The 14,516-nt window shown below is 58.0% G+C and carries 15 protein-coding genes; 3 read left to right on the forward strand and 12 right to left on the reverse strand.

The window, feature by feature from the left end; translation table 11 throughout:
* Nucleotides 1–8: 8 nt before the first annotated feature.
* Both DJ564_RS23715 and DJ564_RS23720 read right to left on the reverse strand, forming a co-directional pair.
* A complete protein-coding gene (locus tag DJ564_RS23715) occupies nt 9–938 on the reverse strand; it encodes an electron transfer flavoprotein subunit alpha/FixB family protein (RefSeq protein ID WP_109633789.1) in 930 nt (309 codons plus the stop codon).
* Nucleotides 939–1,688, reverse strand: coding sequence for an electron transfer flavoprotein subunit beta/FixA family protein (locus DJ564_RS23720; protein WP_007942046.1), 750 nt, complete (start codon nt 1,686–1,688; stop codon nt 939–941).
* A gap of 548 nt (nt 1,689–2,236) precedes the next feature.
* On the opposite strand from DJ564_RS23720, the gene DJ564_RS23725 reads away from it, so the two are divergent.
* Nucleotides 2,237–3,901 (forward strand): electron transfer flavoprotein-ubiquinone oxidoreductase, encoded by a 1,665-nt coding sequence (locus DJ564_RS23725; protein WP_109633791.1) that lies wholly within the window; start codon nt 2,237–2,239, stop codon nt 3,899–3,901.
* Nucleotides 3,902–3,997: 96 nt separating this feature from the next.
* Here DJ564_RS23725 and DJ564_RS23730 read toward each other — a convergent pair whose 3' ends face one another.
* Nucleotides 3,998–4,888 (reverse strand): AraC family transcriptional regulator, encoded by an 891-nt coding sequence (locus tag DJ564_RS23730; protein ID WP_109633793.1) that lies wholly within the window; start codon nt 4,886–4,888, stop codon nt 3,998–4,000.
* A 190-nt stretch (nt 4,889–5,078) separates the two neighbouring features.
* Here DJ564_RS23730 and DJ564_RS23735 point away from each other — a divergent pair, with 190 nt between their 5' ends.
* Complete coding sequence (locus DJ564_RS23735; RefSeq protein WP_109633794.1) at nt 5,079–6,131, forward strand: NAD(P)-dependent alcohol dehydrogenase; 1,053 nt, start codon at nt 5,079–5,081, stop codon at nt 6,129–6,131.
* Here DJ564_RS23735 and DJ564_RS23740 read toward each other — a convergent pair whose 3' ends face one another.
* From DJ564_RS23740 to DJ564_RS23760, 5 genes are all read right to left on the reverse strand, one after another.
* Nucleotides 6,132–6,935, reverse strand: coding sequence for an IclR family transcriptional regulator (locus tag DJ564_RS23740; RefSeq protein ID WP_109633796.1), 804 nt, complete (start codon nt 6,933–6,935; stop codon nt 6,132–6,134).
* Between the two features lie 60 nt (nt 6,936–6,995).
* Nucleotides 6,996–8,306: an MFS transporter gene (locus DJ564_RS23745; RefSeq protein WP_010461785.1), complete on the reverse strand. Its 1,311-nt coding sequence runs from the start codon at nt 8,304–8,306 to the stop codon at nt 6,996–6,998.
* Nucleotides 8,307–8,502: 196 nt separating this feature from the next.
* The gene (gene dgoD / locus DJ564_RS23750; protein WP_008152275.1) at nt 8,503–9,651 is read right to left on the reverse strand and encodes a galactonate dehydratase; all 1,149 of its coding nucleotides are present in this window, start codon (nt 9,649–9,651) and stop codon (nt 8,503–8,505) included.
* A gap of 60 nt (nt 9,652–9,711) precedes the next feature.
* Nucleotides 9,712–10,332: a 2-dehydro-3-deoxy-6-phosphogalactonate aldolase gene (locus DJ564_RS23755; protein WP_109633798.1), complete on the reverse strand. Its 621-nt coding sequence runs from the start codon at nt 10,330–10,332 to the stop codon at nt 9,712–9,714.
* A 19-nt stretch (nt 10,333–10,351) separates the two neighbouring features.
* On the reverse strand, nt 10,352–11,344 hold the full coding sequence (locus tag DJ564_RS23760; RefSeq protein ID WP_109633799.1) for a 2-dehydro-3-deoxygalactonokinase: 993 nt from the start codon (nt 11,342–11,344) through the stop codon (nt 10,352–10,354).
* A 181-nt stretch (nt 11,345–11,525) separates the two neighbouring features.
* Here DJ564_RS23760 and DJ564_RS23765 point away from each other — a divergent pair, with 181 nt between their 5' ends.
* Nucleotides 11,526–11,969, forward strand: a complete 444-nt coding sequence (locus DJ564_RS23765; protein ID WP_109633801.1) for a hypothetical protein — start codon at nt 11,526–11,528, stop codon at nt 11,967–11,969.
* A 51-nt stretch (nt 11,970–12,020) separates the two neighbouring features.
* On the opposite strand, the gene DJ564_RS23770 is transcribed toward DJ564_RS23765, so the two are convergent.
* From DJ564_RS23770 to DJ564_RS23785, 4 genes are all read right to left on the reverse strand, one after another.
* On the reverse strand, nt 12,021–12,518 hold the full coding sequence (locus DJ564_RS23770; protein WP_109633802.1) for a hypothetical protein: 498 nt from the start codon (nt 12,516–12,518) through the stop codon (nt 12,021–12,023).
* A gap of 6 nt (nt 12,519–12,524) precedes the next feature.
* Entirely contained in the window at nt 12,525–13,256 is a 732-nt protein-coding gene (locus tag DJ564_RS23775; RefSeq protein ID WP_109633804.1) for an alpha/beta hydrolase, read from the reverse strand.
* Between the two features lie 5 nt (nt 13,257–13,261).
* The gene (locus DJ564_RS23780; protein WP_109633806.1) at nt 13,262–13,756 is read right to left on the reverse strand and encodes a PAAR domain-containing protein; all 495 of its coding nucleotides are present in this window, start codon (nt 13,754–13,756) and stop codon (nt 13,262–13,264) included.
* A 230-nt stretch (nt 13,757–13,986) separates the two neighbouring features.
* Nucleotides 13,987–14,469 (reverse strand): GNAT family N-acetyltransferase, encoded by a 483-nt coding sequence (locus DJ564_RS23785; RefSeq protein WP_010461803.1) that lies wholly within the window; start codon nt 14,467–14,469, stop codon nt 13,987–13,989.
* Between the last annotated feature and the right edge of the window lie 47 nt (nt 14,470–14,516).

Genomic DNA, 14,516 nt, shown 5'->3' on the forward strand with positions numbered 1-14,516 from the left:
CGACTGGATTAGACCAGCTTCTCGAACTCGGGGATGGCTTCGAACAGGTCTGCCACCAGGCCGTAATCGGCCACCTGGAAGATCGGCGCTTCTTCGTCCTTGTTGATCGCAACGATCACTTTGGAGTCTTTCATGCCGGCCAGGTGCTGGATCGCGCCGGAGATACCGACGGCGATGTACAGCTGTGGAGCAACGATCTTGCCGGTCTGACCGACCTGCATGTCGTTGGGTACAAAACCTGCGTCGACCGCGGCGCGGGAAGCACCAACGGCAGCGCCCAGCTTGTCGGCCAAGGCGTACAGGTGTTTGAAGTTGTCACCGTTCTGCATGCCGCGGCCGCCGGAAACGACGATCTTGGCAGCGGTCAGTTCCGGACGATCGGACTTGGCCAGTTCTTCACCAACAAAGCTCGAAGTGCCAGCGTCGTGAGCAGCAGCCACCGCTTCAACAGCAGCGGAACCACCTTCAGCGGCAACCGGGTCGAAACCGGTAGCACGTACGGTGATCACTTTGACCGCAGCGTTCGATTGAACGGTTGCGATCGCGTTACCGGCGTAGATCGGGCGCTTGAAGGTGTCAGCGCTTTCGACCGAGATGATCTCGGAGATCTGGTCAACGTCCAGCGACGCGGCAACGCGCGGCAGGATGTTTTTGCCGTTGGAAGTGGCGGCAGCCAGGATGTGGCTGTAACCCTTGCCCAACTCTGCAACCAGCGGTGCAACGTTTTCCGGCAACTGATGCGCGTAAGCGGCATTGTCAGCGATCAGGACTTTGCTCACGCCAGCGATTTTCGCAGCAGCTTCAGCCACGGCACCAACGCCCTGGCCAGCTACCAGAACGTGGATGTCACCGCCGATTTTGGCAGCAGCAGCCACGGTGTTCAGTGTGGCCGGGGCCACTACTTTGTTGTCGTGTTCAGCAATAACCAAGATAGTCATTTAGATTACCTTCGCTTCGTTTTTCAGTTTCTCGACCAGTTCAGCCACCGACTTGACCTTGATACCCGCGCTGCGTGCAGCAGGCGCTTCGACTTTCACGGTCTTGTTGGTGGAGGCGGTGGAAACGCCCAAAGCGTCCGGAGTCAGCACTTCGAGAGGCTTCTTCTTGGCTTTCATGATGTTCGGCAGGGACGCGTAGCGCGGCTCGTTCAAACGCAGGTCGGTGGTGACGATGGCCGGCAGTTTCAGGGAAACCGTCTGCGCGCCGCCGTCGATTTCGCGGGTCACGGCAACGCTGTCGCCGGACACTTCGACTTTCGAAGCGAACGTGCCCTGACCGTAGCCGCTCAATGCAGCGAGCATCTGGCCAGTCTGGTTGTTGTCGCTGTCGATGGCTTGTTTGCCGAGGATCACCAGCTGAGGCTGTTCCTTGTCGACAACGGCTTTCAACAGCTTGGCAACGGCCAGGGAAGTCAGATCTTCGGCGGATTCGACGAGGATAGCGCGGTCAGCACCCAGAGCCAGCGCGGTGCGCAGTTGCTCTTGAGCGGTGGACGGGCCGATGGAGACGACGACGATTTCAGTCGCAACACCTTTCTCTTTCAGGCGTACGGCTTCTTCCACTGCGATTTCGCAGAACGGGTTCATCGACATCTTGACGTTGGCGAGGTCGACGCCGGAATTGTCCGCCTTGACGCGAACCTTGACGTTGTAATCCACAACGCGTTTGACAGCTACAAGAACCTTCATGGATTCCTCGTTACTCTCCGGTGAAAAGAAAGTCGCCTAGGCGAACCTGGCGGTTTGATGCTCATCGGCGCAAGGGCACCTCTAAAAACGCTGGCAGGTGTATCGGGTGAACCTTGCTCACGAGGCGGATGACCGTTCGTCAGTGGTGACCGACGAGTCATTCATTATCGCGGCGTGTAAACTGCGCGCCAAACCTGCGCAGCCAATCACCTTGTACTGCCATCGCCCTGTCTTTAGAGGTGCTCTTGATACCAACAGTCAGCCTACGGCGAGCGCAAAACCGACCGTATCTTGACCGGAACGCCTATTCCGGTCAATACGGCAAAATAGCCGTTCATAAGCCGCGTGACTTTGATTTCTCTGGCTTTGAGCCAATTCAAACAAACGTTTGTATTGGACGCTAGGAGTGGTGTAGATATAATGCGCCACCCAGAGAGAAAGGTGGTCAATCGATTGTCCTGTTCCGCGCGTTGCGCAGGAATTCATGGATGCGACACCAAACCTCCAATTAGAAAAAAAACTGTTGAGCCTTGAGTAGGAGATAGCCTGTGGAACGCGAATACATGGAATTCGACGTGGTCATCGTCGGTGCCGGCCCCGCGGGTCTTTCCGCCGCCTGCCGCTTGAAGCAGAAGGCTGCTGAAGCCGGCAAGGAAATCAGCGTCTGCGTGGTCGAAAAAGGCTCCGAGGTCGGTGCACATATCCTGTCCGGTGCGATCTTTGAACCCCGCGCCCTGAACGAATTGTTCCCGGACTGGAAAGAACTCGGCGCGCCGCTGAATACGCCAGTGACCCGCGACGACATCTTCGTTTTGAAAAACGCCGACAGCGCGCAAAAAATCCCTGACTTCTTTGTGCCCAAGACCATGCACAACGATGGCAACTACATCATCTCCCTGGGCAACCTGTGCCGCTGGCTGGCTCAGCAGGCCGAAAACCTCGGCGTAGAAATCTACCCGGGCTTCGCCGCTCAGGAGGCGCTGTTCGACGAGAACGGCGTGGTTCGCGGGATCATCACTGGCGACCTGGGTGTTGACCGCGAAGGCAATCCGAAAGAAGGCCTGTACACCCCGGGCATGGAACTGCGCGGCAAGTACACGCTGTTCGCCGAAGGTTGCCGCGGCCACATCGGCAAGCAGTTGATCAAGCGCTTCAACCTCGACAGCGAAGCCGACGCCCAGCACTACGGCATCGGTCTGAAAGAAATCTGGGAAGTCGATCCGGCCAAGCACCAGCCAGGCCTGGTGGTCCACACCGCCGGTTGGCCGATGGACATCATGGGCACCGAGAACACCGGTGGCTCGTTCCTCTATCACCTGGAAAACAATCAGGTGGTCGTCGGTCTGATCGTCGATCTTTCCTACAGCAACACCTACCTGTCGCCGTTCGACGAGTTCCAGCGCCTCAAGCATCACCCGGTGCTCAAGCAGTACCTAGAAGGCGGCAAGCGCATCAGCTACGGCGCACGTGCGATCTGCAAAGGCGGCCTGAACTCGCTGCCGAAAATGGTGTTCAAGGGCGGCGCGCTGATCGGTTGCGACCTCGGCACCCTGAACTTCGCCAAGATCAAGGGCAGCCACACCGCGATGAAGTCCGGCATGCTTGCCGCTGAATCCGTGGCCGAGGCGCTGTTCGCCGAGAAGGACGGCACCGAAGAGCTGACCACTTACGTAGAAGCGTTCAAGAAGAGCTGGCTCTACGACGAACTGTTCGCCAGCCGTAACTTCGGCCCGGCGATCCACAAGTTCGGCGCCATCGTCGGCGGTGGTTTCAACTGGCTCGACCAGAACATCTTCGGCGGCAAACTGCCGTTCACCTTGCACGACAACAAGCCGGACTACGCCTGCCTCAAGCTCGCGGCCGACTGCAAGAAGATCGACTACCCGAAACCGGACGGCAAGATCAGCTTCGACAAACTCAGCTCGGTGTTTATCTCCGGTACCAACCACGAAGAAGAACAGCCGTGCCACCTGAAGCTGACCGACCCGAGCATTCCGATCGCCAAGAACTTGCCGCTGTACGATGAACCTGCCCAGCGTTACTGCCCGGCCGGCGTCTACGAAGTGGTGACCAAGGAAGACGGCGAGAAGCGCTTCCAGATCAACGCCCAGAACTGCGTTCACTGCAAGACCTGCGACATCAAGGACCCTGCACAGAACATCACGTGGGTGGCACCGGAAGGTGCCGGCGGCCCGACTTACCCGAATATGTAAGCCGTACGCCTGAACATCAAGGCTCCCGGAATGGGGGCCTTTTTGTTGCCCGCAATTCAAGCCCCAACCCAAAACCAATGTGGGATTGTCGGTGAATCAGGCCGCGCGCTCGTCTCCTGGATTTCGCTCAAAGTAGCGCTTGTACTCACGACTGAACTGCGACGTGCTCTGATACCCGACCCGATGCGCCACCTGCGCCACACCCAACCCCTCGGCGAGCAACAACTGCTGCGCCTTGAGCAAGCGCAAACGCTTCAAATACTGCACCGGCGACAACAACGTGCTGCGCTTGAAATGCTCATGGAACGTTGACGCACTCATGTTTGCGCAACTGGCCAGGGTTTCCACATTCAACGGCTCGGTGAAATGCCCGTGCAGATGGTTGAGCGAAGCGGCAATCCGCGCGAATTGCCCCTGCTGCTCCACCAGCGCCCGCAACACATCGGCTTGAGGACCGCGCAACGCGACGAACAACAATTCCCGCAATCGCGCCTGCCCCATGATCTGGCATTCCAGCGGATCGTGCAGGCAACGCAACAGTCGCTCCACGCAACCACGCATCGCATCGTCAAGCACCGCCGAAGTCATGGATTCCAGTGTTTGCGCAGGCACCGTTCGCCCCGGCACCAATCCCATGGCCAACACCAACTCACCGAGCAACACCCGGTCAATGGCAATGGAAACCCCGAGCATCGGCCCGTCCGGCGCTGAAAACGTTTCGCACTCAAACGGCACCGGCAATGCCTGAATCAGATAATGCCCGGCGCCGTACTCCAGCGTACGCGGGCCCAGATACGCCAGTTTGCTGCCTTGGGCGATGATCACCAGGCTCGGCTCATAGATCTGCGGACCACGAGCCACATCACAACTGGCACGCAAAACCTGCACACCCGGCAACGCCGTAGCGGCGAAACCATCGCGAGTGGTCAGAGGCTCAATCAGCGAAACCAGCGTGGCATTGGCGTCGAGATGACGGGTTAACAACATGGGCGCTCTTCACAAAAAAGTCGGGAAAAAAGGGATGAAAGCATCATCGCAGGTCTGATCGCCCATTTGATCAAACGAACGCTGATGCCGGAGGAATAGGCATGACACCCGGAGGAATCGCCATGGCCGGTGGCAGGCACGGCGCCCAAAATGCGCCTCCTCACCTGTCACTGCTATTGCGAGGTTCATCATGTACACCGCCATCGGATACGCCGCCCAGTCGGCCACCACTCCCCTCGCCCCCGTGAAATTCGAACGCCGCAACCCAAGGGCCGACGACGTGGCGATCGATATTCTCTACTGCGGCGTCTGCCATTCCGACATCCACCAGGCACGCAACGAGTGGGGCATTGCCGTTTACCCGCTGATGCCCGGCCACGAGATCGTAGGCAAAGTGACCGCCGTCGGTGCGAATGTCACCCAGCACAAAATCGGCGATCTGGTTGGCGTCGGTTGCATGGTCGACTCCTGCCGCAGCTGTGAAGCCTGCCAGTCCAACCTCGAGCAGTATTGCCTCGAAGGTCCGACCATGACCTACGCTACTCCGGACCGGGTCGATGGCAGCAACACCATGGGCGGCTACTCCGACAGCATCGTGGTCAGCGAGCACTTCGTTGTGCGCATCCCGGAAAAACTCGACCCGGCCAGCGCTGCGCCAATACTTTGCGCGGGCATCACCACCTACTCGCCGCTCAAGCACTACGGCGTGAAGGCCGGCGACAAGGTCGGGATTCTGGGCATGGGCGGCCTCGGCCACATGGGCATCAAGTTCGCCAAGGCGATGGGCGCGGAAGTGACGCTGTTCACCCGCTCGGCGAGCAAGGCTGAAGAAGGACGTCGTCAAGGCGCGGACCACGTGATCGTGTCCACCGATGCCGAACAGATGAAGGCCGCGGCGGGTCATTTCGACTTCCTGCTGGACACCATTCCGGTGCAGCACGACCTCAATCCCTACCTCGATACCTTGCGTTTCGACGGTGTGCACATTCTGGTAGGGCTGATCGAACCGGTCGACCCACCGATCCACGCCGGCAAACTGGTGATGAGCCGTCGCGTACTGGCCGGCTCGCTGATTGGCGGCATTGCCGAAACCCAGGAAGTCCTGGATTTCTGTGCCGAACACAACATCACCTGCGACATCGAAATGCTCGACATCCGCCAGATCAACGAGGCTTACGCTCGCATGATCGCTGGTGACGTGAAGTACCGTTTTGTCATCGACATGGCGACGCTGAAGGTCTAATCAGACCTTCGCGCCAAGCTCCGCAGACAGCCGGGCTGTGACCCCTTTGATCAGGGGAATCAGCTCGGCCATTTTTTCCAGCGGCATGTACGGCACGGTGCTGGCGATGCTGATGCCGGCGACGATGCGCTTGCTGGCATCGCGGATCGGCGCCGCGACACAGCGGATCGACGGTTCGTTATCTTCCAGATCGAAGGCGTAACCGCCGGCCACGTACTCGATCATGCGCTGCTGAAATTGCTCCCAGGACTGCTCCGGGTGCAGCGGCCAGAACTGATTTTTCCCACCTGCCGGCAGGCTGACTTCGTACAGCCTCTGCCATTCTTCCTGTGTGTCATCGAGCATCAGCGCCTTGCCGATCCCGGTGCGCGCCAACGGCATGCGATGGCCGACCCGCGAACGCATTTCCGGGCCATTGCGCCCCGGATTCTTGTGCAGGTACAGCACTTCGTCGCCCTCACGAATTGCCAGGTGAATGGTGTCGCCGGTCAGCGCCGACAACTCATCCAGATAGGGTCCGGCCAGGGTCACCAACGGCAACTCTTCACGCGCCTGAAAACCCAGCTCGATCAGCTTCGGCCCCAGCAGATAACCGACTTGCGGAACGACGCGCAGGTAACGCTCGTCCACCAGGCAACTGGCCAGACGATGGGTGGTGCTGCGCGTCGTGCCGATCAGCCGGGCGATTTCCTTGAGATCGCGGGCGCCACTGGCCACGGCCTGAACCACACCCAGGCCACGAAGCAGTGTCTGGGTGCCGGTTGGCGCGGCGTCCTTGGCGATTTTTGGGGCATCTTCCTGCATATCCAGCCTTTACCGTTGAGCGAGTGAACGGGCGGCATTATGGTCGCCCGATGGCTGCGACTACAACTTGATACGCTCGACCTTGCCGACCAGCAAGATGTAGGAAAGCGCGCCAATCAATGCCAGAACCGAAATGTAGGTGATCGCGGGGGCAAACGAATCACCAGTCGCCAGGAAACCGATGACGATCGGCGTGGTAATCGCCGACAGGTTGCCAATGAAGTTGAACACCCCGCCGGTCAACCCGAGCAACCGCGCCGGAGCCAGCGTCGACACCAGCGACCAGGTGATCGAAGCCAGCCCGTTACCGAAGAACGCCAACGCGAGGAAGGCAATCACCAACGGCGTCGATTCAACAAAGTTGGCGCCGATGATCGAGGTGGAAATCAGCAAGCCACCAATGATCGGCAATTTGCGCGCGAAGCCCACGGTGTAGCCGCGACGGATCAGGAAATCGGAGAAGAACCCGGAACACAGCACGCCGATGAAGGCCGCAAGAAATGGCAGCGACGCCAACAGGCCGGACTTGATGAAGTCCATGCCGCGGTATTTCACCAGGTAGGTCGGGAACCATGTCAGGAAAAACCACAGCGTCGAGTTGAGGCAGAACTGCCCGAGGTAGATGCCCCACAATTTGCGTTTGGTCAGCACGATGCCGAGGTCGGTCCAGCTGAATTTGGCCTTGACCTTGGCTTGCTCGGCCTGGATATCCACCAGCCCGCCGCCTTCGCGAATGAGCTCGATTTCGGCGTCGTTGGCGCCTTTGAAATCCCGAGGCTCGCGATACACCGCATACCAGATCACCGCCCAGAGAATGCCCACCGCACCGGTGCTGACAAACACCATGTGCCAGCCAAACTCATGCTGCAGCCAGGCGAGTACCGGCGTCAGGAATGCCAGCCCCACGAACTGCCCGGAAGTGTAGAAACCGATCGCTGTGGCGCGTTCGCGTTCCGGGAACCAGGTGGTGACCACCCGGCTGTTGATCGGATACGCCGGCGCTTCCAGGGCACCGACCGCCATGCGCAAGACGAACAGCGCGATGAAGCTGGCCGCGAAACCGAGCATCACCGTGGCGATCGACCACAGCAGCAAGGCGACGCTGTAGAGGATGCGTGGCGGCACGCGATCGACCAGCCAGCCGCCGGGGATTTGCATCGCGGCGTAGGTCCAGCCGAACGCCGAGAAAATCAGCCCGACGTGGATCGGGTCGATACCCAGTTCGCTGGTCAGCGCGGGGGCGGCGATGGACAGGTTGCTGCGGTCGAGGTAGTTGATAACCACCGTGATGAACAGCAGCACCATGATGAAAAAACGCTTGCGGCTGGGCGCCACCAACGACGCCTGCCCGGTAAGGGTTTGCGGTTGCATGGGGAATGCCTCTTCTTATGTTTATTGAGGTCGATGTGAAACTGGATTGATGCAGATCTCCCTGTCCATGGAGATCAAACTGTGGGAGCCAGCCTGCTGGCGATAGCGGTGTGTCCGTCACCCTAAATGCCGGGTGTGCCGGCCAAATCGCCAGCAGGCTGGCTCCCACAGGGATTAGCGGTGGGTCAGGGAAAACTCACCACTCGGCAAAACTGCCATCGGCATGGCGCCAGATCGGGTTACGCCAGCGGTGGCCGACGGCGGCGCGTTCGATCACGTATTCCTCGTTAATCTCAATGCCCAGGCCCGGGCCATTCGGGATTTTCACGAAGCCTTTGTCGTAGTCGAACACTCGCGGATCTTTCACGTAATCGAGCAGGTCGTTGCTCTCGTTGTAGTGGATGCCCAGGCTCTGCTCCTGAATGAACGCGTTGTAACAAACCGCGTCCAGTTGCAGGCACGCCGCCAGTGCAATCGGGCCCAACGGGCAATGCAGCGCCAGCGCCACGTCGTAGGCTTCGGCCATGTTGGCAATCTTGCGGGTTTCGGTGATGCCGCCGGCGTGGGACGCGTCCGGCTGGATGATGTCGACGTAACCTTCGCTGAGCACGCGCTTGAAATCCCAGCGCGAGAACAAGCGCTCGCCGAGGGCAATCGGGGTGCTGGTCAGCGGCGCCAGTTCCTTCAATGCTTCATAGTTTTCGCTGAGCACTGGCTCTTCGATGAACATCAGTTTGTACGGATCAAGTTCCTTCATCAGCACCTTGGCCATCGGCTTGTGCACCCGGCCATGGAAGTCCACACCGATGCCGACGTTCGGGCCTACCGCATCACGTACGGCGGCAACGTTGGCCAGGGCCAGGTCGACTTTCTCGAAGGAATCGAGGAACTGCAGCTCTTCGGTGCCGTTCATTTTCACCGCGGTGAAACCACGCTCGACCGCTTCTTTCGCCGCGCGAGCGGTGTCCGCCGGGCGGTCGCCACCGATCCACGAGTAGACGCGAATCTTGTCGCGCACCTGGCCGCCCAGCAGGTCGCTGACCGACACGCCCAGGGCCTTGCCCTTGATGTCCCACAACGCCTGGTCGATACCGGCCAGCGCACTCATGTGGATCGCGCCGCCCCGGTAGAAGCCGCCACGGTAAAGCACCGTCCAGATGTCTTCAATGTTGCGTGGGTCTTTACCGATCAGGTAATCGGACAGTTCTTCAACGGCTGCGGCGACCGTGTGCGCGCGGCCTTCGACCACGGGCTCGCCCCAACCGGTGACGCCCTCGTCGGTTTCGACCTTGAGGAAGCACCAGCGCGGCGGAACGATGAAGGTGGTGAGTTTGGTGATTTTCATCTCTGCTCTCTTTTGTAAATGCAGCTCTTATAGATGCAGCGCGCTCGGCGCCAGAAAGTCTTAACGCAGAGCGTTCCATGCAGCGACATAGGCCTTGGCGTTTACCGCCACGTCCTCAGGCGTCATGCCCGGTTTGAACAACCCGGAACCCAGTCCGAATCCCTTGACGCCGGCGTCGATAAACACCTGCATGTTGTCCGGCGTGATCCCGCCGACCGGCGCCAGAATCGTTTCCGCAGGCAGTACCGCGAGCCAGGCTTTGACGACTGCCGGCCCCATCTGCTCGGCCGGGAACATTTTCAGCACATCCGCCCCTTCGGCCAGTGCGGCAAAGGCTTCAGTCGGCGTCGCAACACCCGGCGACAGAAACAGCCCCGCCGCTTTTGCTGCGCGCAGCACCTTGGGATCGCTGTGCGGCATGACGATCACCTGGCCGCCCGCCGCTTTCACTTGTTCGACCTGCTCCGGTGTCAGCACCGTGCCCGCACCAATCAGGCAATCGGCGGGCAAGGTACTGCGCAGGATGCGAATGCTTTCGTACGGCTCGGGGGAATTGAGCGGCACTTCGATGACGCGAAATCCGGCGGCGTAAAGGACTTCGCCGATGGCGGCCGCTTCTTGCGGGCGCAGGCCACGCAGGATCGCGATCAGACCGTTTTGCGCCAGTGCTTGCTTGAGCATGTCAGACCTCCAGTCAGGTTTAACGGGGTGGGTGTGCAGCAATCAGTCCGGCGGCGACCGCCAACTGCCACAACCCGCGTTCGGTGGCTTGTTCGGCCAGCGCCACGCGGGCAAAACCGCAGGCGTCGAGGGCCCGGCTGTAGCGAGCACAGAGTTGGGAATTACCAATGAGAATGATCGACGGCAGATGAACGCTGTTGCGTCGGCGCCGCTGAACGTTGGCCAGCGCTGACAGCTCATGGCCGATCAGCAGGCCCGACAAATAGTCCGGTTGCGCGGTCGCGCTAAGTTCACCGGTCAACCCGAGGCTGCGGGCACTGAACATGGTCGACAGCGGCCCGATCTCGCCCTCCGCCGACAGCGCCACTTGCACACCGCGATCAAACGCCTGGCCATCGAAGGACGCGCCCTTTTGCTGGGTGCGCCCCAGAATGCTGTGTTCGCTGAGCACGGCAAAGATCTCGCCGGTCATGAAGGTGTCGAAATGCACGATGCAACCGCCGGCCACTTCCACCCATTTCGAATGACTGCCCGGCAGGCCGATCAACAGATCACGGCCCTGCTCGATCGGCAGATTCTGCAGGACACCGAGCACTTGGGTTTCTTCGCCGCGCATCACGTTCGGCAAACGCGAACGCTGAATCACGCCCGGCACGATGTGCACATCGACACCGCGAAGACTGCGAATGGTTTGTAGGGAAGTTCCGAGATTGGCGACGTTTGCCGGCGTGTCGCAGTAGGCCGCTTCGCGCCAGCCCTGTGCGCTGCCGACCATGCCACAGGCAATCACCGGCAGATCCGGCTGCGCGTCGAGCCAGTCACCGCACGCCTCGTCGAAGGCCAGTTCAAAACCGTCGGCGCATTCCTGGTCGTTGATGATTCGCGGCGTCCGGGGCAACTGCATGATCCCGGATGACAGCGAACGCTGTTCCAGCACCTGGCCACCCGCGGCGAGTTTGTAAGCACGTAATGAGGTCGTCCCCCAATCGAGCGCGATCAATTGCGCCAGCATCGCTTCACCTGTTTTGTTTATTGGCAGTGAGTGAGCTGGACTATAAACCCGGAGGCGGAGAGATCTCAATATATAAATAACACTCCCATATTATGGGATTTACAAGTGTGACAAGATTTTCTCCGCCAACGCCTTAAAATGCCCGGCCATCGGAACGGCACCCAGCCCTCAAGGAAGAAAAATGAAGATTGCTTTAAAGGCGCTGCTGTTCTGCAGTGCTCTCTGGTCCACCGCAGCATTCAGCGCATCGAAAGAATTGAAGGTGGGCGATATCTGGGCCTACAAAACCCGGCCGGGCGAGGATGGATCGACACTGACGATCCTGAAAATCGAGAATTATCCAAAGCTGGGTAAGGTTGTTCACATCAGGGTGGATGGCTTTCGGATGATCAATCCGGTGACAGGTAGCGAGTTCAATGAAATGCCACACCTACCCTTCCAGGCAAAAGCCTTGGAACGCAGCATCACCCATCGCATGGGGGAAACCGCAGATATTCCGGAATTCAGTCAAGGTTATGCGACATGGAAAGCGGCCCTTGATGAGGGTAAGGCCGGGGCTTTCAAGATTACCGTTCGACAAGTCCTCGGAGGATTGATCAATAGTTATTGGGAAGCCAGTGACTGAGTCATTGAGAAACTGTTTTCCCGGCAAACAAACTCGAATCACATGGTTTGTTTACTGGTGAGAAATAGCCTTCAACAGCTCTGCGGTTGGCACATGCATGACTTTAGAGAAGTACGTATTGTACGTAGTGGTATGAACTCGATACACACACGAAATAAAGTCACGTTTCTTCAATAGCGGAATAAGCGCCGCTCCTTCCAAATAATCTTCTCCTCCTTTTCCGCTTTCCGACTCACTAAAAATAACATTCGCTCGATAGAGCAACGGTGCCGGCTCATTCACTTTTTCTACCAAGCCAAAACCGGAACGCTTTATATGGTGTGCCTCGGTAAAATCCAAATCATCTTCTAAAGAACAGACCAACCCCTCACCTATTCGCGACTTAAACAACCCAAGAAGTTCCACATCGGAAGTGAAAAAAACCTGGTAAATCCCAGTATTCCGAAGTTCGCTTACACTGGAATACTCAAGGGTTGCGATAGGTCTTCCGTGATTGAGAGAACACGATGCACTCATCAAGATCATTAAAAACAAAAAAAACTTATGCATCCAGAATCACTCCCTGAAGTAGTTCAAAATCGACTCGTTGAATATTTGTCGGGCAGACTTGCCTCCAGGTAATGTCTGCACAAACATTCTGTCTGCATCGGCATGATTGATATCTACCCTCCCCATGACATTGGGTCCCTGTATTATTTCCCACTGCTCACCAAAGTCCGCGACCAGATCCGATACATTCCAGTCTAGCGCTGCCGCCCGAATATTAACCCAGTAGTCAGCCTTGGGAGTGGGCTCTCGCCTATAGATACTTGAGATGCCGTAGACGATTTTCCCTTCACCTACCGGGTCCAGTGTAATCAGCATTTTTACTTTGAAGCCTTTGTCTGTCAGCACGCTGGAAAGGTGGGCACCATTCCACCCACCGAGACTATGACCAATGATGTAAATCGCGGTAGAGCAATTAGGTATTCGACTCAGCACATTGCGTTCAAGATCATCATTACTAATAAAGGAATTATAACTTAGCGCCCACGAAGGACAGCGCTTCAAAATTTCCAGTTGCTTTGCATCGTCAACAGCAATCCTACGCACGTAATCGATATTATTATTAGGCCCTGTGCCGTAGTAACTTTCCTGATCGCCTGCACCACCAATAAAAAATACAACCACGTCTCGTAAGGTGACAGGAACTTGCTTAACAGCCTGATCCGTTTTACAGGTCAATGTATGCGTTTTTACTTCTCTTTTTGGTAACTCTTGTTTCACCGCTGCTGCTTCACCAGCCATGCCAATCACTCCACAAACAGTTTAATGGTCTCGGCCAAATGAGAACTAACGGTGTGAGTAAACCCGGACGCATCCGTCACACCATGCTCTTCGCTTCCGTCACCACGCTGAATGGTGTAGGGGTGATAAGGCATTGGCTCACCGGTCGCATCATTCACCACTTGTAGTCTGTCGGTGAAATGCACCGGCATGGGTAGCAACCCACTAAACGATGCTCCGCCTCCGCTTTGCCCAATGATAACGGTCCCGGAACCGCCGATGACTACGTTGCCATGCCCGCCCGTGCTGTCGAGGGTTGCAGCATTGAGTCCATTGATGAAAACCGTACCCGAAACTGCGCCGGTAATTGGGCTGCCACACGCAGATTTGTCTGTCATGCGAGCAGCGGCCAGGCCATCGAAAAAAACATCGGGCGATCCGGAAACAATTGGATTGGTGCCATGTCCGGGCAATGGGCACGAAGTAGGATCGGTAACGCGCGCAGCAGGTTTTCCACTCAAGTCAAAGCTCCTTGCTTTTTGAGTTTTAAAGCGATGGTGGCAAACATCCAGGGCACAAAACAGATGCACCAACAGCGTTCAACCAAACCGGATAGTAGATGGCGGTGACGAATGTCGAAATGAAAATGCCATCGGCATTGCAGGTGTCATCCGTGAGCGCGCAAAGGCGCACAGGATGACGGACTAGACCCGTGGCGACAACTGGATTCAGCGCAAGAAAACAACGTTTATCAACTCCCCTCGGCAAACTCGCGCAACACCTTCCCATCCATCCGATACCGAACCCACTCTTCCTGTGGCTGCGCCCCCAGCGACTTGTAAAATTCGATCGCCGGTTTGTTCCAGTCCAGCACGCTCCACTCGAAGCGTCCGCAGTCATTGGCGCAGGCGATTTTGGCGAGGTGGCGCAGCAAGGTTTTACCGGCGCCGCCACCGCGCTGTTGGGGGGTGATGTAGAGGTCTTCGAGGTACAGGCAGTTGCTGCCGAGCCAGGTGGAATAGCTGAAGAAGAACACCGCGAAGCCGATCGGCAAGCCGTCGCGCAGGCAGATCAGGCCGTGGGCGGTGGCGCCTTCACTGAACAGGCTGCGTTCGATGTCGGCAACGCTGGCGATGACTTCGTGGCGGGCACGTTCGTAGTCGGCCAGTTCAGTGATGAACCCGAGGATTTGCGGTGCATCGCTGGGGGTCGCCGGGCGGATCTCGATCGTCATGGACGTGCCTTTGTCGAAAGTTGAAAACGCCATACTAAGTCGGCGCT

This window comes from Pseudomonas sp. 31-12, assembly GCF_003151075.1.
Taxonomy (GTDB): Bacteria; Pseudomonadota; Gammaproteobacteria; order Pseudomonadales; family Pseudomonadaceae; genus Aquipseudomonas.